This window comes from Sphaerisporangium rubeum (assembly GCF_014207705.1).
GTDB lineage: Bacteria > Actinomycetota > Actinomycetes > Streptosporangiales > Streptosporangiaceae > Sphaerisporangium > Sphaerisporangium rubeum.
Genome location: NZ_JACHIU010000001.1, coordinates 6,588,119 through 6,612,032, shown reverse-complemented (window position 1 = coordinate 6,612,032; position 23,914 = coordinate 6,588,119). Strand labels below are relative to the sequence as shown.

17 protein-coding genes are annotated in these 23,914 nt (G+C 73.0%); 9 read left to right on the top strand and 8 right to left on the bottom strand.

Annotated elements, in window-relative coordinates; translation table 11 throughout:
- The first annotated feature begins 103 nt into the window (after positions 1 to 103).
- Both BJ992_RS27875 and BJ992_RS27870 read left to right on the top strand, forming a co-directional pair.
- Positions 104 to 3,448, top strand: a complete 3,345-nt coding sequence (locus BJ992_RS27875; protein WP_246497625.1) for an ATP-dependent helicase — start codon at positions 104 to 106, stop codon at positions 3,446 to 3,448.
- A 50-nt stretch (positions 3,449 to 3,498) separates the two neighbouring features.
- Positions 3,499 to 6,801, top strand: a complete 3,303-nt coding sequence (locus BJ992_RS27870; RefSeq protein ID WP_184989157.1) for an ATP-dependent helicase — start codon at positions 3,499 to 3,501, stop codon at positions 6,799 to 6,801.
- A gap of 3 nt (positions 6,802 to 6,804) precedes the next feature.
- Here BJ992_RS27870 and BJ992_RS27865 read toward each other — a convergent pair whose 3' ends face one another.
- On the bottom strand, positions 6,805 to 8,589 hold the full coding sequence (locus BJ992_RS27865; RefSeq protein ID WP_221475010.1) for a sulfatase-like hydrolase/transferase: 1,785 nt from the start codon (positions 8,587 to 8,589) through the stop codon (positions 6,805 to 6,807).
- Between the two features lie 203 nt (positions 8,590 to 8,792).
- On the opposite strand from BJ992_RS27865, the gene BJ992_RS27860 reads away from it, so the two are divergent.
- Together BJ992_RS27860 and BJ992_RS27855 are read left to right on the top strand one after the other, a co-directional pair.
- Positions 8,793 to 9,194, top strand: coding sequence for a YciI family protein (locus tag BJ992_RS27860; protein WP_184985999.1), 402 nt, complete (start codon positions 8,793 to 8,795; stop codon positions 9,192 to 9,194).
- 1 nt (position 9,195) lies between these two features.
- Positions 9,196 to 10,428, top strand: a complete 1,233-nt coding sequence (locus BJ992_RS27855) for an RNA polymerase sigma factor (protein ID WP_184989152.1) — start codon at positions 9,196 to 9,198, stop codon at positions 10,426 to 10,428.
- A gap of 61 nt (positions 10,429 to 10,489) precedes the next feature.
- Here the strand turns inward: BJ992_RS27855 and BJ992_RS27850 are convergent, their stop codons facing one another.
- Positions 10,490 to 10,954: a MarR family winged helix-turn-helix transcriptional regulator gene (locus tag BJ992_RS27850; RefSeq protein WP_184985997.1), complete on the bottom strand. Its 465-nt coding sequence runs from the start codon at positions 10,952 to 10,954 to the stop codon at positions 10,490 to 10,492.
- 97 nt (positions 10,955 to 11,051) lie between these two features.
- Here BJ992_RS27850 and BJ992_RS27845 point away from each other — a divergent pair, with 97 nt between their 5' ends.
- Together BJ992_RS27845 and BJ992_RS27840 are read left to right on the top strand one after the other, a co-directional pair.
- Positions 11,052 to 11,567, top strand: a complete 516-nt coding sequence (locus tag BJ992_RS27845) for a hemerythrin domain-containing protein (protein WP_184985995.1) — start codon at positions 11,052 to 11,054, stop codon at positions 11,565 to 11,567.
- A 48-nt stretch (positions 11,568 to 11,615) separates the two neighbouring features.
- On the top strand, positions 11,616 to 12,716 hold the full coding sequence (locus tag BJ992_RS27840; RefSeq protein ID WP_184985992.1) for an NAD(P)/FAD-dependent oxidoreductase: 1,101 nt from the start codon (positions 11,616 to 11,618) through the stop codon (positions 12,714 to 12,716).
- A gap of 7 nt (positions 12,717 to 12,723) precedes the next feature.
- Here the strand turns inward: BJ992_RS27840 and BJ992_RS27835 are convergent, their stop codons facing one another.
- Genes BJ992_RS27835 through BJ992_RS27820 form a run of 4 tightly spaced genes read right to left on the bottom strand, consistent with a single transcriptional unit; the run spans position 12,724 to position 18,210 of the window.
- Positions 12,724 to 13,827, bottom strand: coding sequence for a type III PLP-dependent enzyme (locus BJ992_RS27835; protein ID WP_343072887.1), 1,104 nt, complete (start codon positions 13,825 to 13,827; stop codon positions 12,724 to 12,726).
- On the bottom strand, positions 13,824 to 15,509 hold the full coding sequence (locus tag BJ992_RS27830; RefSeq protein WP_184985990.1) for an IucA/IucC family protein: 1,686 nt from the start codon (positions 15,507 to 15,509) through the stop codon (positions 13,824 to 13,826). The genes BJ992_RS27835 and BJ992_RS27830 overlap by 4 nt, the downstream gene beginning before the upstream one ends.
- A complete protein-coding gene (locus BJ992_RS27825; RefSeq protein ID WP_184985988.1) occupies positions 15,506 to 17,062 on the bottom strand; it encodes an IucA/IucC family protein in 1,557 nt (518 codons plus the stop codon). The genes BJ992_RS27830 and BJ992_RS27825 overlap by 4 nt, the downstream gene beginning before the upstream one ends.
- Entirely contained in the window at positions 17,059 to 18,210 is a 1,152-nt protein-coding gene (locus tag BJ992_RS27820) for an ATP-grasp domain-containing protein (RefSeq protein WP_184985986.1), read from the bottom strand. Before BJ992_RS27820 ends, BJ992_RS27825 begins: the two co-directional genes overlap by 4 nt.
- Positions 18,211 to 18,452: 242 nt before the next feature.
- On the opposite strand from BJ992_RS27820, the gene nudC reads away from it, so the two are divergent.
- Positions 18,453 to 19,418, top strand: a complete 966-nt coding sequence (gene nudC / locus BJ992_RS27815) for an NAD(+) diphosphatase (protein ID WP_184989145.1) — start codon at positions 18,453 to 18,455, stop codon at positions 19,416 to 19,418.
- Positions 19,419 to 19,433: 15 nt separating this feature from the next.
- Here nudC and BJ992_RS27810 read toward each other — a convergent pair whose 3' ends face one another.
- Together BJ992_RS27810 and BJ992_RS27805 are read right to left on the bottom strand one after the other, a co-directional pair.
- On the bottom strand, positions 19,434 to 19,676 hold the full coding sequence (locus tag BJ992_RS27810) for a mycoredoxin (RefSeq protein ID WP_184985984.1): 243 nt from the start codon (positions 19,674 to 19,676) through the stop codon (positions 19,434 to 19,436).
- 76 nt (positions 19,677 to 19,752) lie between these two features.
- Entirely contained in the window at positions 19,753 to 20,742 is a 990-nt protein-coding gene (locus BJ992_RS27805) for an alpha/beta hydrolase (protein ID WP_343072886.1), read from the bottom strand.
- 138 nt (positions 20,743 to 20,880) lie between these two features.
- Between BJ992_RS27805 and BJ992_RS27800 the strand changes: the two genes are divergently transcribed.
- Both BJ992_RS27800 and BJ992_RS27795 read left to right on the top strand, forming a co-directional pair.
- Positions 20,881 to 22,941: an ATP-dependent DNA helicase UvrD2 gene (locus BJ992_RS27800; RefSeq protein ID WP_246496797.1), complete on the top strand. Its 2,061-nt coding sequence runs from the start codon at positions 20,881 to 20,883 to the stop codon at positions 22,939 to 22,941.
- Entirely contained in the window at positions 22,938 to 23,819 is an 882-nt protein-coding gene (locus BJ992_RS27795) for an acyl-CoA thioesterase domain-containing protein (protein ID WP_184985980.1), read from the top strand. Before BJ992_RS27800 ends, BJ992_RS27795 begins: the two co-directional genes overlap by 4 nt.
- Positions 23,820 to 23,914 lie beyond the last annotated feature (95 nt).

Below are 23,914 nucleotides of genomic sequence, written 5' to 3'. Positions count from 1 at the left end.
CCGGACGGCCGGAGTCGGCACGATCTTCGGGTGTGGTCTGGTGGAATAGCGTGCTGTGAGTGGTCAGACCTACCGGCTGGTGCGCCGGGGAGCGACGGGGCGCATGTCGCCTCCGGTGCTCGACGAGCACCAGCGTGCGGTGGTGGCTCACGAGGGTGGCCCGCTGCTCGTGCTGGCGGGCCCCGGCACCGGCAAGACCACCACGATCGTCGAGAGCGTCGTCGACCGGGTGGAGCGCCGCGGCGGCGACCCCGAGCGTGTGCTCGTGCTGACCTTCAGCCGCAAGGCGGCCCAGGAGCTGCGCGAGCGTATCACCGCGCGTATGCGGCGCACCACGAAAACGCCGCTGGCGCTCACCTTCCACGCGTACGCCTACGCGTTGCTGCGCCGCGAGGCCGTGCTCGCGGGGGAGCAGCCGCCGCGCCTGCTGACCGGGCCCGAGCAGCTCCTGGAGATCCGCCGCCTGCTGCGCGGCGAGGTCGAGGACGGCGCGGCCGACTGGCCGTCCCCCATGCGCGACCCGCTGAAGACCCGCGCGTTCGCCGAGGAGTTGCGCGACCTGCTCGCCAGGGCCGCCGAGCGCGGCCTGGACGGCGACGACCTCGTGCGGCTCGGCCGGGCCCACTCGCGCAAGGACTGGGAGGCGGCGGGCCGTTTCGCGCACCGCTACGCCGACCGTTTCGACCTGGACCCCACCCCGACCCTCGACTACGCCGAGCTGATCCGCGCCGCCGTGGCTTTGCTGGCCGGCAGCGAGGTGCGGCGGCGCGAGCGCGCGGCGTACGACGTGGTGTACGTGGACGAGTACCAGGACACCGACCCCGCGCAGGAGGCCCTGCTCCACCACCTCGCGGGGGACGGCCGCGACCTGATCGCCGTCGGCGACCCCGACCAGTCGATCTACGGTTTCCGTGGCGCCGACGTGCGCGGCATCCTCGACTTCCCCCGCCGTTTCCGCACCACCGGCGGCCAGGAGGCCCCCGTGGTGGCGCTGCGCGTCTGCCGCCGCAGCGGCCCCGACCTGCTCGCCGCGTCCCGCCGCGTCGCCGCGCGCCTCCCCGTCCCCCCCATGCCGTCCCTCACCCCGGAGCCGAGCCCTTCGGCGGCCGGCGTGCTCGACTGGGACGGGCTGGACTGGCTGGACGCACCCGGCCAGGACGGCGCGGACGGCGACGGTGTCAACGGCTCAGGTGACGCCGCTTCCGGTGGCGCGAACGGTTCAGGCAAGCCGGGTCCCGGCGCCGCGAACGGCTCCGGTACCGCGAGCGGCAGGGTCGCGCGGCGTTTCAGCGGCGAGGACCACCGGGGCCTGACGTCCGTGGACGACGCCGACCCCGGTGAGGTCCGGGTCATGCTCGCCGACAGCGAGACCCAGGAGGCCGCCGTCGTCGCCGACACGCTGCGCCGGGCCCACCTGCTGGAGAACGTCCCGTGGTCGCGCATGGCGGTGCTCGTGCGCTCCGCCAAGCTCCAGGTCCCGATGCTGCGCCGCGCGCTCATCGCCGCCGGTGTGCCGGTCCTCGTCAACGGCGACGAGGTGCCGCTCGCGCAGGAGCCCGGCGTCCGGCCGCTGGTCGCCGTCCTGCGGGTGGCCGTGAGCCCCGAGACGCTGGACGTCGCGACCGCCGAGGAACTGCTCACCGGCCCGTTCGGCGGCACCGACGCCATCGGGGTGCGCCGCCTGCGCCGCGCGCTGCGCGCCGCCGAGCTCGAAGCCACGTCCGACGGGGACGGCGCGCCGCCGCGCACGGCGGACGAGTTGCTGGTCACCGCGCTGCGCGACCCGTCGGTGCTGGTGCCGGTCGAGCCGCACATCGCCGTCCCCGCCGAGCGGGTCGCCACGCTGGTCTCCGTGGCACGCGAGGCCGTGCGCGCAGGTGTCTCCCCCGAGGAGGCGCTGTGGGACATCTGGCAGGCCTCCGGGCTCGCCGACCGGTGGACCGACGCCAGCATCACCGGCGGGTACCGCGGCGCGCAGGCCGATCGCGACCTCGACGCCGTGATGACGCTGTTCGACCACGCCTCGCGTTTCGTGGACCGCCTGCCGCACGCCGGCCCCCGCGTCTTCCTCGACGACCTCGCGTCGCAGGAGATCCCCGCCAACACCCTGGCCGCGCACGCACCCGACGCCGAGGCCGTGCGCATCCTCACCGCGCACCGCGCCAAGGGCCTGGAGTGGGACGTCGTGGTGGTCGCGGGTGTCCAGGAAGGCGTGTGGCCCGACCTGCGGCTGCGCGGCTCGCTGCTCGGCGTCGACGAGCTCGTGGAGGCCGCGCACGGCGCCGCGCCGGGTGCCGCCGACGCCGCGTCCGCCGCGCTGTCGTCCAAGCTGCTGGCCGAGGAACGGCGCCTGTTCTACGTCGCCGCCACCCGCGCGCGCCGCCGCCTGGTCGTCACGGCGGTCGGCGGCGAGGACACCGACGAGCGGCCCTCGCGTTTCCTGTCCGAGCTGCTTCCCGGCGCGATCGAGGAGGCCGCGGTCGACGAGCGCGCCAGGTGGCTCAGCATGGCCGCGCTGGTGGCCGAGCTGCGGGCCGCGGTGTGCGACGCGGCGCGTCCCGACCGGCTGCGCCGCGCCGCCGCCGGTCACCTGGCCCGCCTGGCGCGTGCCGGCGTGCCGGGGGCCCACCCCGACGAGTGGTACGCGCTCACGCCGCTGTCGGACGACCGGCCGCTGACCTGGCCGGAGAACATCGTGCGCATCTCGCCGTCCGCGGTGGAGAACTTCAGCAAGTGCGGCCTGCGGTGGCTGCTGGAGACGGCGGTCGGCGCGTCCGGCACCGACGTGTCCCGCAGCCTCGGCAGCGTCATCCACGCGCTCGCGGCGCTCGCCACCACCGGCGGGGCCGCCGACGACCTCGGCAAGCGGCTCGACGAGGTGTGGGACGAGCTGGACTTCGGCGGCGTGTGGTTCAACCGCAGGCAGCGGGTGGTGGCCGAGCAGATGGTCGGCCGGTTCCTCACCTGGCACGAGGGGAACCCGCGCGAGCTGGTCGGCGTCGAGGAGTCCTTCACGGCCGTCCTGTCCGACGGTGTGCAGATCCGCGGCCGGGTCGACCGCGTGGAGCGCGACGGCGAGGGCCGCGCCGTCATCATCGACATCAAGACCGGCGGCACCAAACCCTCCGACGGCGACCTCGCTCGCCACCCCCAGCTCGGCGTCTACCAGCTCGCCGCGCTCCTCGGCGCCTTCGAGCGCCACGGTCTCACCGAGCCGGGAGGCGCCGCGCTCGTCCAGGTCGGCAAGGCCGCCGGCAAGGAGCCACGCGAGCAGCAGCAGCCGGCGCTGGCCGACGACCCCCAGCCGGAGTGGGCCGAGACCATGGTGCGCGACGTCGCCACCGGCATGGCGGCCGGGGTCTTCAAGGCGCAGGTCAACGACGGCTGCCGCACGTGCGCCGCGCGCGCGAGCTGTCCGGTCAACGACGCGGGGAACCAGGTGTGCTAGGGAGCACCGGAGCGGAGGAGCAGGCCTCACCCCTCGGGGACCGGCCCGCGCTGATCGGCGCGGACGAGCTGGCGGAGCTGCTGAAGATCCCGCCGCCGACGCCGGAGCAGGCCGAGGTGATCGAGGCGCCGCTCGAACCGATGGTCGTGATCGCGGGTGCCGGGTCCGGCAAGAGCGAGACCATGGCGGGACGTGTGGTGTGGCTGGTCGCCAACGGCTTCGTGCGGCCGGAACGTGTGCTCGGCCTCACGTTCACCCGCAAGGCCGCCGCCGAGCTCGCCGCGCGGGTGCGCAAGCGCCTCACGCAGCTCGCCGAGACCGACCGGGCCCCCGCCGAACTGCTCGAAGCCGAGCCCAGTGTGTCCACCTACCACGCGTACGCCGCGCGGCTGGTCACCGACCACGCGGTGCGCGAGGCCATGGAGCCGACCATGCGCCTGGTCAGCCCGGCCGTGGCCTGGCAGATGGCGTCCCGGGTGGTCGGCGGCTACGACGGGCCGATGGACATGGTGGACCTCGCGCCGCCGTCGGTCACCGCCGCCGTCCTGGAGCTGGCGGGTGAGCTGTCGGAGCACCTGCGCACCCCCGCGGACGTACGCGAGGTCGGTCAGTGGCTCGACCAGCGCCTCGGCGCGCTGACCGGCCGCGTCACCCTCGCGCAGCGCAGGCCCGTGCGCGTCCAGGAGATCCGCGAGCAGTTCCTGCCTCTGGTCGAGGCGTACCAGGCGTACAAACGACGGCGCGAGGTCATCGACTACGGCGACCAGATGGCGCTCGCCGCGCGCATCGCCGACCGGCACCCCGAGGTGGGGGCCGTCGAGCGGGGCCGGTTCTCCGTGGTGCTGCTCGACGAGTACCAGGACACCAGCCACGCGCAGCTCGTGCTGCTGCGCGCGCTGTTCGGCGGCGGCCACCCGGTGACCGCCGTCGGCGACCCCTGCCAGTCCATCTACGGCTGGCGTGGCGCGTCGTCCGGCAACCTCAACCGTTTCACCACCGACTTCGCGCGCGCCACCGGTGAGCCCGCCGCCGTGCGCCGCCTGTCGGTCAGCTTCCGCAACGGCGAAGGCGTGCTGCACGTCGCGGCCCGGGTCCAGGCGCCGCTGCGCGAGCAGTCCCGCGAGGTGCCGGTCCTGGTGCCAGGTGAGAACCGCGCCGGCCGCGGCCGGGTGGTGGCGGCGTTCCACGAGACCGCCGACGACGAGGCCGAGTGGATCGCCGACGGCGTCGTCGGCCTCCTCGGCACCGAGTTGGCCCCCGACGGGCTGCCGTGGGGGGACGGCGAACGCGACAAACTGCGCGACAAGCTGCGGGCCGGCGTCTTCGGCGGCGTGACCGCCGTCCAGCCGCAGGACATCGCGATCCTCGCGCGCAGACGCGCGCAGTTCCCCGTGCTGCGGCGCGCGCTCGCGTCCCGTGGCGTCCCGGTCGAGGTGGTCGGGCTCGGCGGCCTGCTCACCGTGCCTGAGGTCGCCGACGTGGTCGCCACGCTGCGCGTGCTGTACGACGCCGGCGCCGGCGACTCGCTGGTGCGGCTGCTCGCCGGGCCGCGCTGGCGCATCGGCCCCGCCGACCTCAAGGCCCTCGGCGACCTGGCCCGCGAGCTGACCGTGGCCGAGCGTGCGGGTCCCGTCCCCGACGACCCGTTGGAGCAGGTCGTCGCCGACATGGCGCAGGAGCGCGGCAGCCTCGTGGACGCGCTCGACGAGCTGCCGGACCGTCCGGAACTGCTGGACCGCTTCTCACCGCTGGCCCGCGCCAGGCTGCCTCGGTACGCGCAGGAGCTGCGGCTGCTGCGCGCGCACGCCGGCCAGCCGCTCCCCGACCTGATCACCGAGATCGAACGCCGCACCGGTCTCGACATCGAGGTGGCCGCACGCGGCGGCGGCCCGCTGACCGCACGTGCCGACCTCGACGCCTTCCTCGACGCCGCGTCCCGTTTCGCCGGCGACGCCGAGGACCCGACGCTCGGCGCGTTCCTCGCCTACCTGGAGGCCGCCGAGACAGAGGAGTTCGGCCTGGAGGCCGGCCGGGTCGGCGAGACCAACAGCGTGAAACTGATGACCGTCCACGCCTCCAAGGGCCTGGAGTGGCCGGTCGTGATCATCCCCGGCCTGTCCCAGACGACCACCAAACAGGGTTCCCTCGCCAAAGGCAGCGTCTTCCCCGCCACCCCCGTGACCAACTCCCGCTGGACCGACAACCCCCGCAAACTGCCGTACCCCCTGCGCGGCGACCACTCCGACCTCCCCGAGCTGACCGGCCTGGAGAAGGACGACCTCACCGCCTTCGAGGAACTGTGCCGCGCACGCGACCTGCTTGAGGAACGCCGCCTCGCGTACGTCGCCGTGACCCGCGCGCACTACCTGCTCATCGCCAGCGGTTACCGCTGGGGCACCGCCTCCCGTCCCCTGGACCCCTCGGAATTCCTGCAAGAGATCGCCGAGACCTGCGGCCAGGTGGCCCGCTGGGCCCCCGACCTGGCGGAAGACGCCGTGAACCCCTTGCTCGTCGAGCCCGCCGCCGCCGAGTGGCCCGTCGAGCCCGAAGGAGACCGCCACGACGCCGTACGCGCCGGCGCGGCCCTCGTCCTCGACGCCGTCAACGGCACAGAAGACCCCCTCCCCCTCGACCAGCCCCCCCTGAAGGACTGGGACCGCGACCGCCTCCGCGCCTGGGCCCGCGACACCGAACTCCTCCTCCGCGAACGCGACCAGTCCACCAGAACCCCCCGCACCGTGGTCGAGCTCCCCTCCCGCCTCACCGTCTCGTCCCTGGTCACCCTCGCCGCCGACCCCTCGGCCCTGGCCCGCCAGATCCGCCGTCCCCTCCCGAACCGACCGGCCCCCCTGGCCCGCCGCGGCACCGCCTTCCACCGCTGGCTGGAAGGCCGCTGGCAACAACAACGCCTGATCGACGACCTCTCACTCCCCGGCGCCTCGGACGACCTGACCGACGCCGACGCCGACCTCGCCGAACTCCAGACGCGCTTCGAGCGGAGCGAATGGTCCACCAAACGACCCCTGGACCTGGAGATCCCCTTCGAAACCATGATCGCCGACCGCCTGATCCGCGGCCGCATGGACGCCGTCTTCAAAGAAGAAGACACCTATGTCATAGTCGACTGGAAAACCGGCCACCGCCCCCGCGGCAAAGCAGCCCAAACCGCCTCAATCCAACTAGCCGCCTACCGCCTCGCCTGGTCCCACCTGGCCTCCGTCCCCCTGTCCAAAGTAGGCGCCGCCTTCCACTACGTCCGCTCCAACGAAACCATCCGCCCCGTAGACCTCCTCGACGCCGACTCCCTGACCCGCCTCATCGAATCCGTCCCCCTCCTCCCTGAGGACCGCTGACCGTCACCGGGCCGGGTGGGCCTTGAGGTGGGTCGGGTTGAGGGTGGGGCTGAAGGTGGTGAGGAAGTGGTCGCGGAAGGTGTTCATGGGCCAGGTGGGGGCGGTGGGGGTGGGGGAGAGGCCGGGGAGCCAGTGCCAGGGGTCGGTCTGGTGGATGACTGCGGGGTCGCGGGCTATGAGGGTGATGGGGACGGCGTGGTCGTCGGTCTCGCCGGTGATGACGGGGGCCGGTTGGTGGTCGCCGAGGAAGATGACGACCAGGTTGTCGTCGCCGTAGGTCTCGACGTAGCTGATCAGGGTGTTCAGGGAGTAGCGCAGCGCGCGGCCGTACTCGGTGCGGACGCGGGAGGGGTCCTGCCAGACCTGGTCGGGGGAGTCGCCGGTGACCTTGAAGGTCGAGCCGTCGCCGACGCCGGGCCAGTCGGTCAGGGTGGGGACGGGGGCCCAGGGAGCGTGGCTGGAGACCAGGGGGATCTCGGCCATCACGGGACGGCGGGGTGGGGTGGTGCGTTCGTCGTGTGCTGGTGGGGTGGCGCGTTCCTTTTGCTGGAAGGTGTTCAGGGTGTACTGGTCGGGCATGGTGCCCCAGTTGTAGCGGGGGCCGCGGTAGCCGAGGGTCTGTGCGGTGTAGACGTGGTCGTAGCCGAAGAACTTTCCTTCGGGCCAGTCGCGGGTGACACCGGGCATGACGCCTACGGTGCGCCAGCCGGCGCGCTGGAAGGCGCGGTTCAGGGTGAGGCGGCCGGTTCGTACCAGGGCCTCGTAGCGCTGCTGGCTGTTCACCCACAGGCCGGACAGCAAAGTGCTGTGCGCGAGCCAGCTTCCGCCGCCTGAGGTGGGGGAGGTGAGGTAGGCGCTGCGGGACGAGAAGCCGGCGGCGTCGAGGCGGCGGGTGCCGGCGGCGAGGAGGGGACCCACCTCGCTCGCGTAGGTGGGGTCGGTGATGGCGGAGCGGCCGTAGCTCTCGACGAAGGCGAGGACGACGTCCTTGCCGCGCAGGGCCGTGAGGAGACGGTCGGCGGGAGCGTCGTGGTAGGGGTCCTCGGCGATCTGCTTGGCGAAGACCTTCTGGTCGAGCAGGGTCGCGCGGATCTGCATGACACGGCCGCTCGCGAGCGTCGCGACGGGGACATCGGGGACGATCTGCGCACCGATGAGTGTGCACACGACCCAGGTGACGCCGAGGACGGCGACGGCTCCGGTGGTGGCGGCGCCGTGCCGTACGGCGACGTGGGTCAGCCGCAGGGCCGACCAGACCATGCCGGCAAGGACGGCGACGGCGAGCGCGACGGCGGCGGCCGAGGCGCCGATCGCGGCCGCACGGCCCGCCGACCCGTCGAGGAACTCCACGGCGGCCGCCACGAAACTCCAGTCGTGCAGCGGGTCGAACGGCCGCCTCAGCACCGAGGAGAACCCGATGTCGAAGACCTTCAGCACGGCGAGCAGCCCGAGCACCACGCCGCCGAGCACCGCCGCGACCCGCCGCGCGCGTCCTGGCAGCACAAGCAGGACGGCCACGCCGAGCAGTCCCTCCACCGGGATGCGCAGGAACGCCAGAGGTTCGAGGTCCGCGAGCTCGTCCGGCGCCGCGAGCGCGAAGAGCACCAGCACGAAGGCGAGGACGGTGACGAGGGTCCGCACGACCCACCTGCCACGTCCTGGCCCTGAGGACCCGCTCGCCATCTGGTCGTCCTCGCCGAGGGGGGACGGCGGTCGCTGGTGGCCGGTGAAGAACGACAAGCGGAGAGCCCTTTCGTGCGAGGCGGGATGGCGCCGTACCACGCTCACCCGTGAAGGGGTACGGACACCGGGGAGGGCCGGTTCAGCGATCCTGGACCGGGACAACCGACGCGTCGTGCCACCCGGCGGAGTCGCGGGGAAAAATCTTGAGAAGAATTCTCGCGGCATGTCGAGAAGAGCGGGGCCGGTTTCTACCTGATGGTGAGAGGGCGCCGCACAGAGGCACCCGCGAACAGGTCAGGATGAGAACGATGAAATACATGATGCTGATGCAGTTCGGCGCCGACAGCGAGCTTCCGCCGATCACCACCTGGACCGAGGACGAGGTGCGTGCGCACATCGCGTTCATGGGTGCCACGAACCACAAGCTCATCGAGGACGGCGAGTTCGTGGACGCGCAGGGTCTCGCCGACCCCGGCCGCGCCAAGATCGTCCGCAGCGGGGACGGCGGCGCGCCGGTCGTCACCGACGGGCCGTTCCCCGAGACCAAGGAGTTCCTCGTCGGCTACTGGATCATCGATGTCGAGACCGAGGAACGCGCGGTCGAGATCGCCGCGTACGTCTCCGCGGCCCCGGGCCCCGGCGGCAAGCCGCTGAACATGCCGATCCAGCTGCGGCAGATCATGGACGGCCCGTCGCCGCGGGAGGCGTGACCTGGACGGCCGCTCCCTCGACGACCTGCTGCGCCCCTTGGTGCCGCAGGTCGTCGGCGTGCTGACCCGCCGGTTCGCCGACTTCGCCGCCGCCGAGGACGCCGTGCAGGAGGCGCTGCTCGACGCCTTGGACCAGTGGCCGCGCGACGGCGTGCCGGGCAACCCGCGCGGCTGGCTGATCCAGGTCGCGTACCGGCGGATGATCGAGCAGACCCGCCGCGACGAGGCGCGCCGCCTGCGCGAGGAGCGGGTGGCGACGTGGGACCGCGCTCCGGCCGCCGACGAGCCGGACCCGGCGGGCCGCGACGACACACTGATCACGCTGTTCCTGTGCTGTCACCCGGCGCTGACCCCGGCTTCGGCGATCGCGCTCACGCTGCGCTCGGTGGGGGGCCTGACCACGGCCGAGATCGCGCGCGCGTTCCTCGTGCCGGAGGCCACGATGGCGCAGCGCGTCAGCAGGGCCAAGCAGCGCGTCAAGGCCTCCGGTGTGCCGTTCGCCATGCCTGGCCCGCAGGAGCGCGCGCGGCGGCTGGCGTCCGTGCTGCACGTGCTCTATCTGATCTTCAACGAGGGGTACGTCGGCAGCGCCGGCTCCGCGCTGTACCGCGTGGAGCTGGGCCGCGAGGCGATCCGCCTGGCGAGGACGCTCCGGCGCGAGCTTCCCGACGACCCCGAGGTGGCGGGGCTGCTCGCGCTGATGCTGCTGACCGACGCGCGCCGTCCCGCGCGCGCCGACGGCCACGGCACACCGATCCCGCTGGACGAGCAGGACAGGAGCCTGTGGGACGCCGCCGTCATCGCGGAAGGCGTGGCGCTGGTCACCGAGGCGCTCGGCCGTGGCGCCGCCGGGCCGTACCAGCTCCAGGCGGCGATCGCGGCGCTGCACGACGAGGCGCCGTCGGCGGAGGCGACCGACTGGCCGCAGATCCTCGCGCTGTACGGACTGCTGGAACGCATGTCGGACAACCCGATGGTCTCGTTGAACCGGGCCGTGGCCGCCGCGATGGCCAATGGTCCCGCGACCGGTCTTGCGATGCTGCGCAGCCTGGAGGGCCGTCTGGCCGGCAGCCACCGCTTCTACGCGGCACGCGCGCACCTGCTGGAGATGACCGGCGAGGGCGAGGCCGCGGTCGCCGACTACCGCGAGGCCGCGAGCCGTACCACGAGCGCGGCGGAACGCGACTACCTCACGATGCGCGCGGCGCGCCTCGCGGCGCACGGAACCGGATAGCCGCCGCACGACGCGTCCACCTGGCACACAGGCCGTGCTGTGACGGCGCGTGCGCCTGGCCTCACTCCTCCCCGGTGCAGGGGCCGGCGCCGGTGTTGTCCTTGATGCGGTCGAGGATGCGGCGCAGGTGAGCGAGGTCGTCGGCGTCGAGGCCGCCGAAGAGCTCGCTTTCGACGTTGGCGAGCGCGAGGTCGACCTGGGTCATCATCTCGGCCCCTTTGGAGGTGATCTCCACGATGTGCCGGCGCCGGTCGGCGGGGTCGCGGCGCCGCTCGACCAGGCCGTCCCCTTCCAGGTCGTTGAGTATCGCGACGAGCACGCTGGGGTCGACGGCGAGCGTCTCGATGAGCGTGCGCTGCCCTATGGGCCCGTCGGACAGGTGCATCAGGGTCATGGCGTGCCGGAGCGGGAGCCCGGGGAGGGTCAGCGCCTGGCGGATGCGTGCGCTGGTGGTGGTGCCGTGCTGCGCCAGAAGCATCCCGAGCCGGTCGATGGTCCTCAGGTCCCGCGCTGATACTGGCGTCATGCCTTATACCATACCAGTCGCTCAATGGATGGCCATGGTCAACTACCCATGAAACTCAATAGTTGACAGACTTCAATGATATGCTAGCTTCAACGGCATGACGGAAACGGGACACGTGGACGAGGGGGTCGACGGGCCGCTGCTCGCCGAGCTGAAGTGGGTCCACGACATGATCCGCGCGGACCTGCGGTCCGTACGCGGGCTCGCCGAGCAGGCCGCCGCCGGTGCGCCGGTGGACGAGATCGGCGCCGCGGTCCGCGCGCTGCGGACCGGCGGCCCGCTGTGGCAGCTCAAGGTCAACTGCCTGAGGTACTGCCGGGTCGTCCACCACCACCACAGCCTGGAGAGCAGCGCGCTGTTCCCCGCGCTGCGCCGGGCCGACCCGGGCCTGTCGGACACCGTCGACAGGCTGGAGGCCGACCACAGGAAGGTCGCCGATCTCCTCGACCGGACCGAGGCGGTGACCGGCCGGCTCACCGAGGAGTCCGCCGCGAGCCGGCGCGACCTCGTCGAGGCGCTCACCGAACTGAGCGACCACCTCCTCGCGCACCTCGACTTCGAGGAGCAGGCGATCGGCCCCACGCTGAGCCGCCTGCACACGCTGTCCTTCTGACCGGCCCGTCGTGATCCGCAATGTCAACCCAAGAAACGGGAGCCCCAAATGAGCGACTCCGCACGCAGGCCCATGGTGGCCGTGATCGGCGGCGGGTACGGCGGCATCACCGTCGCCAAGCAGCTCGACGACGTGGCCGAGGTCGTGCTCGTCGAACCCAAGCAGTCCTTCGAGCACAGCATCGCGGCACTGCGCGCACTGGTCGACCCTTCCTGGCTCACCAAGGTCTACCTGCCGTACGACAAGCTGCTGACCCACGGCCGGGTGGTACGCGACCGCGCCGTCGCCGTGGAGAGCGGCCGGGTCGTGCTCGGCTCGGGTGAGGAGCTCACCCCGGACCACATCGTGCTGGCCACCGGTTCGCGGTACTCCTTCCCCGGCAAGGCGGGGCTCCTCGACACCGACGAGGCGCACGCGCTGTTCCGCTCCTCGCACGAGGCGCTCGCCGCCGCGGACCGTGTGCTGCTGCTCGGCTCAGGACCGGTCGGCATCGAGCTGGCCGGTGAGATCAAGGAGGTCTGGCCGGACAAGCACGTCGTCATCGCCGAACTCGGCGACGACATCCTGCCGGGCCCCTTCATGCCGGAGCTGCGCGCCACGCTGCGCCGCCACCTCGACGAGCTGGGGGTCGAGCTGCTGCTCGGCGGCAGGCTCGCCGAGCAGCCCTCGGTGGAGCCCGGCACCCTCAGGACCTTCACCCTCCCCACCGGGGACGGCGACAAGATCACCGCCGACATCTGGTTCCGCTGCTACGGCGTGTGGCCCGTCACCGACTACCTGGCCGGGGACCTCGTGGCGGCGCGCACCGCCGAGGGCCGCGTCGAGGTGACGCCGCAGCTGCGTGTCGCGGGCCAGGAGTCCGTGTACGCCGTCGGCGACATCGTGGCCGGCAACCGTCCCACGGCGGCGCACGCCGGCCGGATGGCCGAGGCGGTCGCGGCGAACATCCGCGCCGCCGTCACCGGCGACGGCGAGGAGCAGCCGTACGTGCCGATCCCACCGGCCATCGCGGTGCCGGTCGGGCCACGCCGTGGCGCGGGTCAGTTCCCCGGCGTGGAAGGCGTCGTCGGGGATGAGATCATCGCCGACGTCAAGGGCCGCGACCTGATGACCGGCAAGATCGCCGGCGATCTCGGCCTGCCGGAGTGACGCGGGCTCAGCGCAGGTAGTGGAAACCGGGTTTCGGGTGCATCAGGAAGTCGTGGTGCGAGATGGTCCAGGCGTACGCGCCTGCCATGCCGAACACCACGACGTCCCCCGGCCGCACTGTGGTGACGACCCGGCGCGCGAGGACGTCCTTGGGTGTGCAGAGCTGACCCACCAGGGTCACCGGCTCGTCCTCGGCGCCGGGCCCCTCCCCGGTGGGGAGCACCGCGAACGGCTGGTCGTGTCCCTTGGCCACCGGCGTGCGCAGATGGTGCGTGCCGCCGGTGACCACGGCGAACACCTCGCCGTGCACGCGCTTCACGTCGAGCACCCGGGTCAGGTACCAGCCGCAGTACGCCGTGAGCGCTCTGCCGGGCTCCACACGCAGCGTCTCGCCGGGGGAGCGCAGCGCCGTGAGGCCCTTGCCGTAGGCGTCCCAGTCGAACCGTTCGTCCGGCCGCCGGTACGGCACCGCCATGCCGCCGCCGACGTTCACCTCACGCGCGCCGTGCCCCCTGGCGAAGTCCAGCACGGCACCGGCCAGGCGCAGCAGTTCCGGCGCGTCGAGGCCGCTCGCCAGGTGCGCGTGGAACCCGTGCCATCGCACCTGTTTCTGCCGGCGCAGCAGCTCAAGACACTCGGCGACCCCACCGGGGTCCATGCCGAACGGTGTCGCGCCACCTCCCATCGCGAGCGACGCGCCGTCCACAGAAACGTCCAGGTTGACCCGCAGCAGCACATCGGCCGGTCGTCCGGTGGCGAGGAGGCGGCGCAGCTCGCCGGGGCTCTCCACATGGACGCGGTGCACGGGGACGGCCAGCTCGGCGTCGGTCTTGCCGGGCCCGCCGAACGCGAGCCGCGCTCCGGGGAGCACCGCGCGCACGTGGGCCGCCTCACCGCCTGAGCTCACCTCGAAGCCGTCCACGTGCGGAGCGAGCGTGCGCAGCAGCGCGGCGTCGGGGTTGGCCTTGACCGCGTAGTACACCTCCACGTCGGCCAGCGCCGGCCGTACCGCCGCCGCGTGCGCGTCGAGCCCCGCGAGGTCGTAGACGTACGCCGGCAGGTCCCCGGCCAGCTCTCGCGCGCGTTCACGCACCCGCTCAGGCAGGATCACCGCGTCACCTCCGCGAACGGGTTCGTCACCGGCACGTAGGCGGCGTCCCGGTCGGCGGACCGGGCCCACCGCACCGACAGGTTGGCCTTGGCCGGCAGCGGCTCGCCGGCCAGCAGCCCGGCGAGCCGCGCCTGTGGTCGCGGCCCGGCGTACCGGGTGAGCCGGTCGTGCGCGACGGACCACAGCTCACGCAGCAGCCCGGTGGCGGCCGGTCTCTCCCCGGCGGCGGTGGCGGCCACCGTGGCGGCGACCTCAGGCAGGTGGTTCACCATGAGGCAGTACACGACGCGGTCCCACCCGCGCGCGGCGTCGTAGACGCACGCCTCGGCGACCCGTTCCGGCAGCCCGCTCACGTCGTGCCGTCCCGCGACCAGCTTGGTGCCTTCCAGGTCGCGGAACACCGCGCGCACCGGCATGCCGTCGCCGTCCAGCCCGGTGAGCACGTTCTGCAGGTGCGGCTCCAGCACCACGCCGTGCCGCAGGTACGCCTCGAGCACCGGCGGCGCGACCTGGTCCACGTACGCCGACCACCAGGCCACCGGCTCGGCCCGCATGCGCAGCAGCGCCGCCTGCGTGCGCGGGCCGTGGCCCGCGAAGGGAGCGGCGAGGGCCCCGGCGACCACCGGCGTCACACCGGGCCCCGTGACCCGCCGGGGGGAGTCGCGGACGATCACACTGAGGCCCTCGACCAGCCGCGTGCCGAGCGACGCCGAGCGCCATCCCGGCTCGCGCAGCCAGCGGGTACCAGGAAAGCGTGCCGTGAGCGCGGCGAACACCGGATCGAGACGGGTGCTGAGCTCGGCGGACGCCGGCAGTTCGTACCAGGCGTTCTTGCGCACGCAGTTGGTGATCCGCACGTCCAGGCTGAACTTCAGGCACCGGCCGATCCCCGGCTCGTACACCGTGCGCACCGAGGATGTCGGCACGGCGGGCCCGCCGGTCTCGCCGAGGTCCACCAGGCGGCCGTCGGCGAGCGGCCCGGCCAGGTCGGCACGCAACAGTTCGAGCTGCCAGGGATGCGCCGGCAGCAGCGTGTACCCCGGTGGCGCGGCGCCGAGACCGTCGAGCACCGCGGCGTCCCCGCCGGCGGCGGCCACGTCGTCCCGCACGCCGAGCAGCCGCAGCGGGAACCGCGCGTGCGCCTCCGGCGCGTACCGCAGCCACCCCTGACCGCCGCGCGCCTTCGGCGAGGGATGGAACGGGTGGCCGGTCACCAGCGACTGCTCCGACGCCAGCCACTCGTCGCGCGGCGCCGCCGTCCCGGTCCGCGCGCGGACGATCGCCGCGACCGCCGCGCGGCTGCCGAGCACCTGGCCGGCGAACTCGTCGTTGGCGTCCCCGTTCCCCGGTGCGCTCAGCTCGTCCCGCACCAGCCGCACCAGCCGTTCCAGCGTGAGGGGCCGCCACGCGCCGCCGTCCCGCAGTACCGGCGGGCCGTCGAGGCGCAGGGCCAGGCCACCGGACACCGGGACCCGGATCGGCCGGTCCGCCAGCCGGAACACCAGATGGGCCCCCTCGGTGGTGACGTGGCCACGCGGCCCGGCGACCTCGCGCACGCAGCACCGAAGCAACGCCGCGAGCGCCGCCTCCTCGGCGAACCCGCCGGGGTCGGACCCGGGATCAGGAGTGGAGACCCGCTCGGCGACCGCTGCCGCCTGGGGTTCGATCGCGACGCCGCTCATCGGGCCGCCTCTCCGTTCAGGTGGTGACGCAGGTAGTTGGGGCCGGTGGCGCCGTAGTGCTTGTTGACGTCGGCGGCGACCAGCGACCGGTCGAGCAGGGTCCCCGCGCCGACCATCGCCTTGCCGGTCAGCCGGGCCGCGTCCAGGGTGCGGGCCCGCAGCAGGCGGGCCATCGGGTGGTCGCCGTGCGCGGCGAGCGCGGCGGCGAGCGCCTCGGCCACCAGGTCGCCGTGGCCCGCGCCGAACGCCACCGCCGCCGCGGCGAGGCGCAGCGTGATGGTGACGAACACGTCGGCGAGCCGGTGCGGGTCGTCGCAGGTCATCCGCCGGTCGGCGAACGGCGGCACCGGCAGGCCCGCGCCGGTCAGCAGGCCCGGGGAGCACAGCAGCCCGTCGTTGTCCTTCACCAGCAGCCGCACGGAGCCGTCAGGACCGAACACCAGCGCGAGGTTCTGCTGGTGCGCCTCCAGCGCGACGCCGTACCGCACGAAGAGCGTGACGTTCCACTCCAGCAGCACCTTCAGGTAATCGGCCAGCAGCCTCCGCACGTCCCCGCCGCGGTACCGTGCCGCCACCTCGTCGAGCACCCGGGGCCGGTCGCGGGGGGACGGCGCGAGCAGCGACGCGACCGGCACGATGTCGCCGTCCGGCAGCCGCCGCACCATCCACCCGAGGTACTCGTGGCCCCCGTCGGCGTACGTCTGCTCGTCGGCGACCAGCACCGGCAGGCCGGGTTCGCGGGCCAGCACCTCACGCAGCAACGTCTCGGCCCGCGCGCCGTCCGCGAGCGTGCCGGGTTTGATGGACCGGCGGTTGCGCGCGCCGAGCGTGCTCGTCGGCAACGGCAGCTTCAGATGGGTGCGCGGGTCCACCTCGACCGTCCGCATCGACAGCGTGGGCCGCACGGTCACCGGCGGGACGTCCCCGGCGTCCTCCACACCTGGGACGCGCAGCGCCTCGGCCGACGCGAGCGGATGCACGGGGAACAGGCCGGGTCCCGGCCACCAGTGCGGCTCCTCGCCGTGCGCGGCGACCCGGTCACGCGGCACGCGCACCCAGCACAGCGTGAAGCTCGGCGCGAACTCCGGCGCGTACGCGGTGAGCTGCTCGCCGGTCAGCCCCGGCCGCGCGCGCGACGTGGGGTGCACGGGGTGGTCGAGGAACGCCGCCAGCGTCTCGCGAGCGATCGACGTGTCAGGCCCCTGCGCGCGCAGCCGCGCCAGCACCTCGTCCCGGTGCGCGTCGTGCAGGTCACGCGCGCGCACGGCGGCCAGGCACTCCTCGGCGAACGCCGCGGCCCGGTCCGCGCCGCTCGGCCCGGCCAGTCCGGCGACCGTGGCGAGCACCTCGTCCAGCGGCGGCGCCGCGCCGGTCGCCACCGTGAAGTCCTGGAACAGCCCGCCGGGCCGCAGCCGCACCCGGCGGCCGGCCGGCAGCACGAGCTCCACACCGTCGGCGGACCTGGTCACCCGGCCGGCCAGCCCGCCGTAGTCCTCCCGCAGCAGCGCTTCGAGCACCCGGCCCGCGAGTTCCCTCTCGGCGTCCGTGGTCACTCCACCACCCACGGGGTCCTCGCGCGGAAGGCGTCGATGGCGCCGTCCACCGCGGCGGCGTCCGGCCCGACGGCGCGCACCACACCGAGGTAGTCGCGGTTGGTGTTGGTCAGCTCGACGGTGTCCCCGGCGGCGCGCAGCGGCCGGTGCCGCAGCCGGGCCGCGCCGATCGTCTCGGCCACGTCCCCCGGTGTGCGGGTGATCACTCCGGACCTCGGCGCGACGAGGCTGAGCGCGGCCCCGTGCGTCACGGCAGGCGGCACGTCAGGCGCCGGTTCCCCGAGGTGCACCCGCAGCACGTGCTCGAACAGCGGCACCCCGAGGATCTCGGCGAGCAGGAAGTCGCAGGTGTCGCCGATCAGCCGGTAGTTGACCTCGACGATCCGCGGCCCGTCCGCGGTGCGCACGTACTCGGTGTGACAGGCGCCGAACCCCGCGCCGACCGCGCCGAGGACCCGCAGCACGTGCGCGGCGTCGTCCCCGTGCCGGGGGTCCCAGTCGAGCCGTTCCTCCACGAAGTACGGCAACGGCCCGAGCGTCGTGCGAAATCCCCCGAGCACCCGCGTGTTCTCGCCGTCCCCCAGCGTCTCCAGGGTGTGCAGCGGCCCGGCCAGGTACTCCTCGGCGACGAGCGCGGCCCCCGGTCGCCGTTCCGCTATCTCCGCCGTGACCCGCCGCAGCTCGCCGGGTTCGCGCACCAGCATCACGTCCTCGCTCGCCACCCCTTCACGGGGCTTGACGACGACGGGGTACGGCAGGTCCGGCGGCGGCTGCCCCGGCGTGACGAGCGCCGTCCGCACGTGCTCCACACCGGCGGCGGCGAGGGCCCGTCGGGTGAGGTACTTGTTCTTGGCGGTCAGGCAGGCCCGCCAGTCCTTGCCGGGCAGCCCGAAGTAGGCGGCGGCGAGCGCGGTCTCCGGCTGGATGTGGTCGGAGTTGGAGAAGATCGCGTCCGGGGGGTGGTGCCGCGCGATGGTGTCGATCACCGCGCGCGCGTCGCGTACGTCCGTGCGCAGGGCCTCCACTTCGGCGTACCGCTCGGGCTGGTCGGTGAGGAGGGTCACGTCCAGGCCGAGCGTGCGTGCCGCGGGCAGGAACCCGCCGGTCACCGAGTCGGTCGGGTTGAGCGCGGTGAGGTAGAGCCGCACGCGGAGACACCTCCCGATCAGAAGGCAGGTAAGGCTAACCTAACAACCTGATGCATGGTAGCCGCCTCCCGATCGCCTCGCTGCCGGACATGCTAATCAGAGGAAATCTCGTGTGTGGCACGGGGGGAGACCACCTGTCTTGTCCAGCTCTGTCCACCCCGGAGAGCCGCCGTCAGGCGGCGCAATAGGATGACAGCCGGTATGAGGAGGCGCGCGTGGACGACCGGCACAACGAGGTGCTGATGGGGCCGCTGCTCCTGGCCAGGGGTGGCGTCGACAGGTCGGGAGTCCACCGGGGGGACGAGGCGTGGCTCAAGTCCGCCTGGGCCGACCCGGCCACCCGCGTGCTGCTCATCGGTGACGGACACACGCTGGTCCGGCGGCGGAACGGCGCCGCCGAGCTCGTGTTCCTGTCCCCGGCCGACACCCCGCCGGGTGAGCGCTACCTCCTCGGCGTGGACACCGACGGCGTCACCTACTTCGCGGTCGCCGTGACCACCCCGCTTCCCACCACACTGCCTGCCTCCACGCCGCTTCCGCAGGGCACCGAGGTCGCCGGGGCCGTGCAGGACGTCCCCGACTGGGCCGACATCGCCGCCGAGGGCCTGCGAATGGCCGGCGCCGCGCTCGGCGACCGCGACGCGGGGCTGCTCGTCAACGCGGTCGCGCTGGAGGCGTGGCACTCCACCCACGAGCACTGCCCCCGGTGCGGCGCGCGCACCACCGTCGTCGCCGGCGGCCACATGCGCGTGTGCCCCGACGACGGCAGCCAGCACTTCCCGAGGGTCGACCCGGCCGTCATCATGCTCGTGCACGACGGTGCGGGCCGATGCCTGCTCGCGCGCGGCCCCCGATGGCCCGAGGGACGTCTCTCGGTGCTCGCCGGGTTCGTCGAACCCGGCGAGTCCCTGGAACAGGCCGTCGCGCGTGAGGTGCTCGAAGAGGTCGGCGTGACCGTCGCCACCCCTCGCTACCTCGGCAGCCAGCCGTGGCCGTTCCCCCGGAGCCTGATGCTCGGCTTCTTCGCCGAGGCCGTCTCCACCGAGCTGGTCCTCGACCACGACGAGATCGCCGAGGCACGCTGGCTCACCCGCGAGGAGCTCGGCGCCGCCGTCGACAGCGGCGACGTCAGGCTGCCTCCCGGCGTCTCGATCGCGCGCCGGCTCATCGAGACGTGGTACGGCTCCTACCTGCCAGGCGACGCGTGACGACCGGCCGCACGGTCACACGGCGCCGGCGAGCCTGGCCTTCAGCTGGATGACCGACGGGTTGGTCAGCGCGCTTCCGTCAGGCAGGACGACGGTCGGGACCACCTGGTTGCCGCCGTTGACGCTCATCACGAACCGCGCGGCGGCGGCGTCCGCCTCGATGTCGATCTCGTCGTAGGCGATGCCTTCCCGGGTGAGCTGGCTCTTCAGCCGCTTGCAGGGACCGCACCAGCTCGTGGTGTACACCTTGAGGGCCATGGGGAGGCTGTTCCCTTCACGCTGAGCACCGTTGGCACCAACAGGCAACATCGCGGCCCGCGCCGATGTTCCCGCCTCAGCGGGGGTCGACCTTGTGCGGACCGGCGAAGGACCGGCCCGGCGCCGAGGCGGCGGTCTGCTTCTTCAGCGCGGCCCGCGTCGGCAGGGCGACCTTGGCCCCCACCCAGGCCTGTACGGCCTCGGCCACACCGGGCTCGCGGTACAGCGGGGAACTGTGGAAGAAGCCGGGGACGACCCTGATGTTCATCGCCACCCCCACCTGGTTGAGCTGCTCCTTCAGCAGTTCGCTGTGGTACGCGGGGACGAACTCATCGGAGGAGTGCACGGCCATCACCGGCGCGTCGTGCCGGCTGGCGTGCCAGGGCACCTCCATGCTCGACCACACCTTGGCGCAGGCTCCCGTCGGACGGCAGCCGCCGGCGAGCGCGATGGCCGACTGGCGCAGCTTGCGCTGCTCGTAGGTGGCCCCTTCGTCGCCGTCGGAGTAGGCCGTGAGCGGGGACACCACCGGAGAGATGCCGACCACGCCGCGCAGGCCCGGCAACCCGTCGCGGTAGGTGCCGACGGCGGTCGCGATGTGGCCGCCGGCGGAGAACCCGATGACGACGTAACGGCTCGGGTCGAAGGAGAACCGGGCCGCGTGCCTGCGCGCCGTGGCGATGGCGTCGAGCGCGTCGACGCGCTGCGCGGGCCACGCGGCGTCCTGCGACAGCCGGTAGTTGACGTTGAAGACGGTGTAGCCGAGCGCGGCGTACGACTGGCTGACCGCGGTCATGTACTTCTTGTCGCCGCCGCTCCACCAGCCGCCGTGGAGCAGGAACACGGCGGGACGGCGCGCGCCGTCGGGCTGCCACCACACGTCCATGCGCTGGCGGCGGTGCCTGCCGTAGGAGAAGGTCTGGACGATCGTCGAGGACAGGACGTCCGGTTGCGCCGGCGAGCTGACACTCGGGCTCGGCGTCGGCGCCGGCTCGGCCTCCGCGGGTAGCGGGATGAGGAGTGCGGCGGCCAGAGCGAGCGCTCCCACGGTCACCGATCTACTCACCTGCGATCCCCTTCCCCGCAATCATGGTCCCCCATTGTGGGGCAAAACGCCTACGTTGTGCACGCCTGAAGCCACGTGTGACGCGTGCTACTGGAAGGATGATGGCACACCTGCCCCGATCGGATGCCAGGAGGCGACTTGCGGCACGACGACGCACTCGCGGATCTCGACCCGGAACAGCGTCAGGTGGCCGAGGCGGTGCGGGGCCCTGTGTGCGTCCTCGCCGGGGCCGGCACCGGCAAGACCAGGGCCATCACCCACCGCATCGCGCACGCGGTACGCACCGGGGTCGCCGAGGCGAACAGTGTGCTCGCTGTGACCTTCACCACACGGGCCGCCGGCGAGCTCAAGCACCGCCTGCGGGCCCTCGGCGCGCACGGCGTGCAGGCCCGCACCTTCCACGCCGCGGCGCTGCGCCAGCTCACCTATTTCTGGCCGCGCGTCATCGGCGGCGACCCGCCGCGGGTCATCGAGTCCAAGCTGCCGGTCCTCATCGAGGCCGCGCGTGTGCTGCGCCGCGGCGCCGAGCGGGCCGAGCTGCGTGACGTCGCCGCCGAGATCGAGTGGGCCAAGGTCACCCAGGTCGGTCCGGAGGACTACCCGGCCGCCGCCGCCAAGGCCGGCCGCACCCCGCCGATCCCGCCGAGCGACGTGGCCCACCTGTTCGACGCCTACGAGACGCTGCGGCGTGAGCGGCACCTGGTCGACTTCGAGACCATCCTGGAGCTCACCGCGGCCGTCATGACCGAGCACCGCGAGGTGGCCGCGCAGATCCGGCAGCAGTACCGCTACTTCGTCGTGGACGAGTACCAGGACGTGAACCCGCTGCAGAAGCTGCTGCTCGACACCTGGCTCGGCGGACGCGACGACCTGTGCGTGGTCGGCGACCCCAACCAGACGATCTACTCCTTCAGCGGCGCCACCCCGCGTTACCTCACCAACTTCTCCGTCGAGCACCCGTCCGCCACCGTGATCAAGCTGGTGCGCGACTACCGCTCCACCCCGCAGGTCGTGGACCTCGCCAACCGCGTGCTGGCCCGCGCGCGCGGTCCGCACCGCATGGAACTGGTCGCGCAGCGCGCCGAAGGGCCGAAGCCGGTGTTCGCCGAGTGCGACGACGAGGCCGCCGAGGCGACGCTCGTCGCGAGGCGCGCCAAGGAGCTGATCTCGCGCGGCGTGCCGAGCCGCGAGATCGCCGTGCTGTACCGCGTCAACGCGCAGTCCGAGGCGTACGAGCAGGCGTTCGCCAAGGCCGGTGTGCCGTACCTTCTGCGCGGCGCCGAGCGGTTCTTCGAGCGGCCGGAGGTGCGCCAGGCCGTGGTGCTGCTGCGTGGCGCGGCGCGCTCCGCCAACCACGACCAGCCGCTCGCGCGGACCGTCCACGACATCCTCGGCGGCATCGGGCTCACCCCCGAGCCGCCGGGTGGCGGCACGGCTCGCGAGAAGTGGGAGTCGCTGCGCGCGCTCGCCGACCTCGCCGAGGACGTCGCCGCGGCCGGCGGCGACCTGCCGCGGTTCGTCGCCGACCTGGAGCGCCGCGCCACCGAGCAGCACGCGCCACCCATCGACGGCGTCACGCTCGCCTCGTTGCACGCCGCCAAAGGCCTCGAATGGGACGCCGTGTTCCTCGTCGGGCTCACCGAAGGCATGATCCCGATCGTCTACGCCGAGACCCCCGAGCAGGTCGAGGAGGAGCGGCGCCTGCTGTACGTCGGCATCACCCGGGCCCGCGAGCACCTCCACCTGTCGTGGGCCCTCGCGCGCTCACCCGGCGGACGCAAGGCCAGGCGTCCGTCCCGCTTCCTCGACGGTCTCACCGGCGCCGGCCCCGTCACGCGTCCGGCCGCGTCCCGCGAGCGCGCCGCCGTGCCGTCCAGATCCGCCACCGCGATCCACTGCCGCGTCTGCGCCAAGACCCTCACCGCCGCCACCGAGCAGAAACTCGGCCGCTGCGCCACCTGTCCGGCCGACTTCGACGTCGAACTGCTCGGACGGCTCAAGGACTGGCGCGCGTCGGCGGCCAAGGAGGCCAAGGTGCCGACCTACGTGGTGTTCACCGACGTCACCCTCCAGGCGCTCGCCGAGCGCGTCCCCACCTCCGAGGACGACCTGCTGGCCATCGCGGGGATAGGCCGGGTCAAACTAGAGCGATACGGCGAAGCCGTGCTCAATATCTGCCGCGGAGGAGAAGTCACGTGAACGAGGCGCTCAAGGAGGTTCTCGACCTGCTCGACCTGGAGCAGATCGAGAACGACATCTTCCGGGGCCGTAGCCCCGAGGAGCGCATCCAGCGGGTCTTCGGCGGCCAGGTCGCGGCGCAGGCACTCGTCGCCGCGGGCCGCACCGTACCCGCGGACCCGGTGGCCCGCGCGGTCCACTCCTTGCACGCCTACTTCATCAGGCCCGGCGACCCCGCCATCCCGATCGTCTACAACGTCGAGCGCGTACGCGACGGCCGGTCGTTCACCACCCGCAGGGTCACCGCCATCCAGCACGGCAAGGCGATCTTCACCATGTCGGCGTCCTTCCACATACCGGAGGACGGCATCTCGCACCAGGCGGCCGTCATGCCGGACGTGCCGGCCCCCGAGACGCTGCCGCTGTGGCAGGACCGCATGCGCGCCGCCGTCGGCGACAAGGAGCCGTGGCGCGAGTGGCTGTCGCGTCCCCGGCCCGTCGACTCCCGCTACGTCACGCCGCTCACGTGGGAGGCCGTCGCCGACCCGTCACTGCGCAGCCCGCACACCCAGGTGTGGTTCCGCTACGACGCCGACCTGCCGGACGATCCACTGCTGCACGTGGTGCTCGCCGCGTACGCCTCCGACTACACGCTGGTGGACACCGTGCTGCTCGCCAACGGGCTCGCGTGGGGGGCCACCGACATGACCGGCGCCTCGCTGGACCACGCCATGTGGTTCCACCGGCCGCTCCGGGTGGACGACTGGGTGCTCTATGCGCAGGAGTCACCCTGGTCAGGCGGGGCCCGCGGGCTCGCGCGCGGCCAGATGTTCACTCCGACAGGAGACCTCGCCGTGTCGGTCGTCCAAGAGGTCATGATCCGTGTCTCGAAACCGTGAAATCGCAGGTAGAAAATATGTTGCCGGGGTGCGGGATCCCCGTTTAGAGTCATGCACAAGCCGGTCGGGCAGACCATGCCCGGCCCATCCGAGAT

Excerpts from the sequence above, each read along its gene's own strand:
- BJ992_RS27840 (WP_184985992.1), top strand. The coding sequence starts at position 11,616 with ATGAGCGACTCCGCACGCAGGCCCATGGTGGCCGTGATCGGCGGCGGG.
- BJ992_RS27860 (WP_184985999.1), top strand. The coding sequence starts at position 8,793 with ATGAAATACATGATGCTGATGCAGTTCGGCGCCGACAGCGAGCTTCCG.
- BJ992_RS27845 (WP_184985995.1), top strand. The coding sequence starts at position 11,052 with ATGACGGAAACGGGACACGTGGACGAGGGGGTCGACGGGCCGCTGCTC.
- nudC (WP_184989145.1), top strand. The coding sequence starts at position 18,453 with ATGGGGCCGCTGCTCCTGGCCAGGGGTGGCGTCGACAGGTCGGGAGTC.
- BJ992_RS27830 (WP_184985990.1), bottom strand. The coding sequence starts at position 15,509 with ATGAGCGGCGTCGCGATCGAACCCCAGGCGGCAGCGGTCGCCGAGCGG.
- BJ992_RS27850 (WP_184985997.1), bottom strand. The coding sequence starts at position 10,954 with ATGACGCCAGTATCAGCGCGGGACCTGAGGACCATCGACCGGCTCGGG.
- BJ992_RS27810 (WP_184985984.1), bottom strand. The coding sequence starts at position 19,676 with ATGGCCCTCAAGGTGTACACCACGAGCTGGTGCGGTCCCTGCAAGCGG.
- BJ992_RS27875 (WP_246497625.1), top strand. The coding sequence starts at position 104 with ATGTCGCCTCCGGTGCTCGACGAGCACCAGCGTGCGGTGGTGGCTCAC.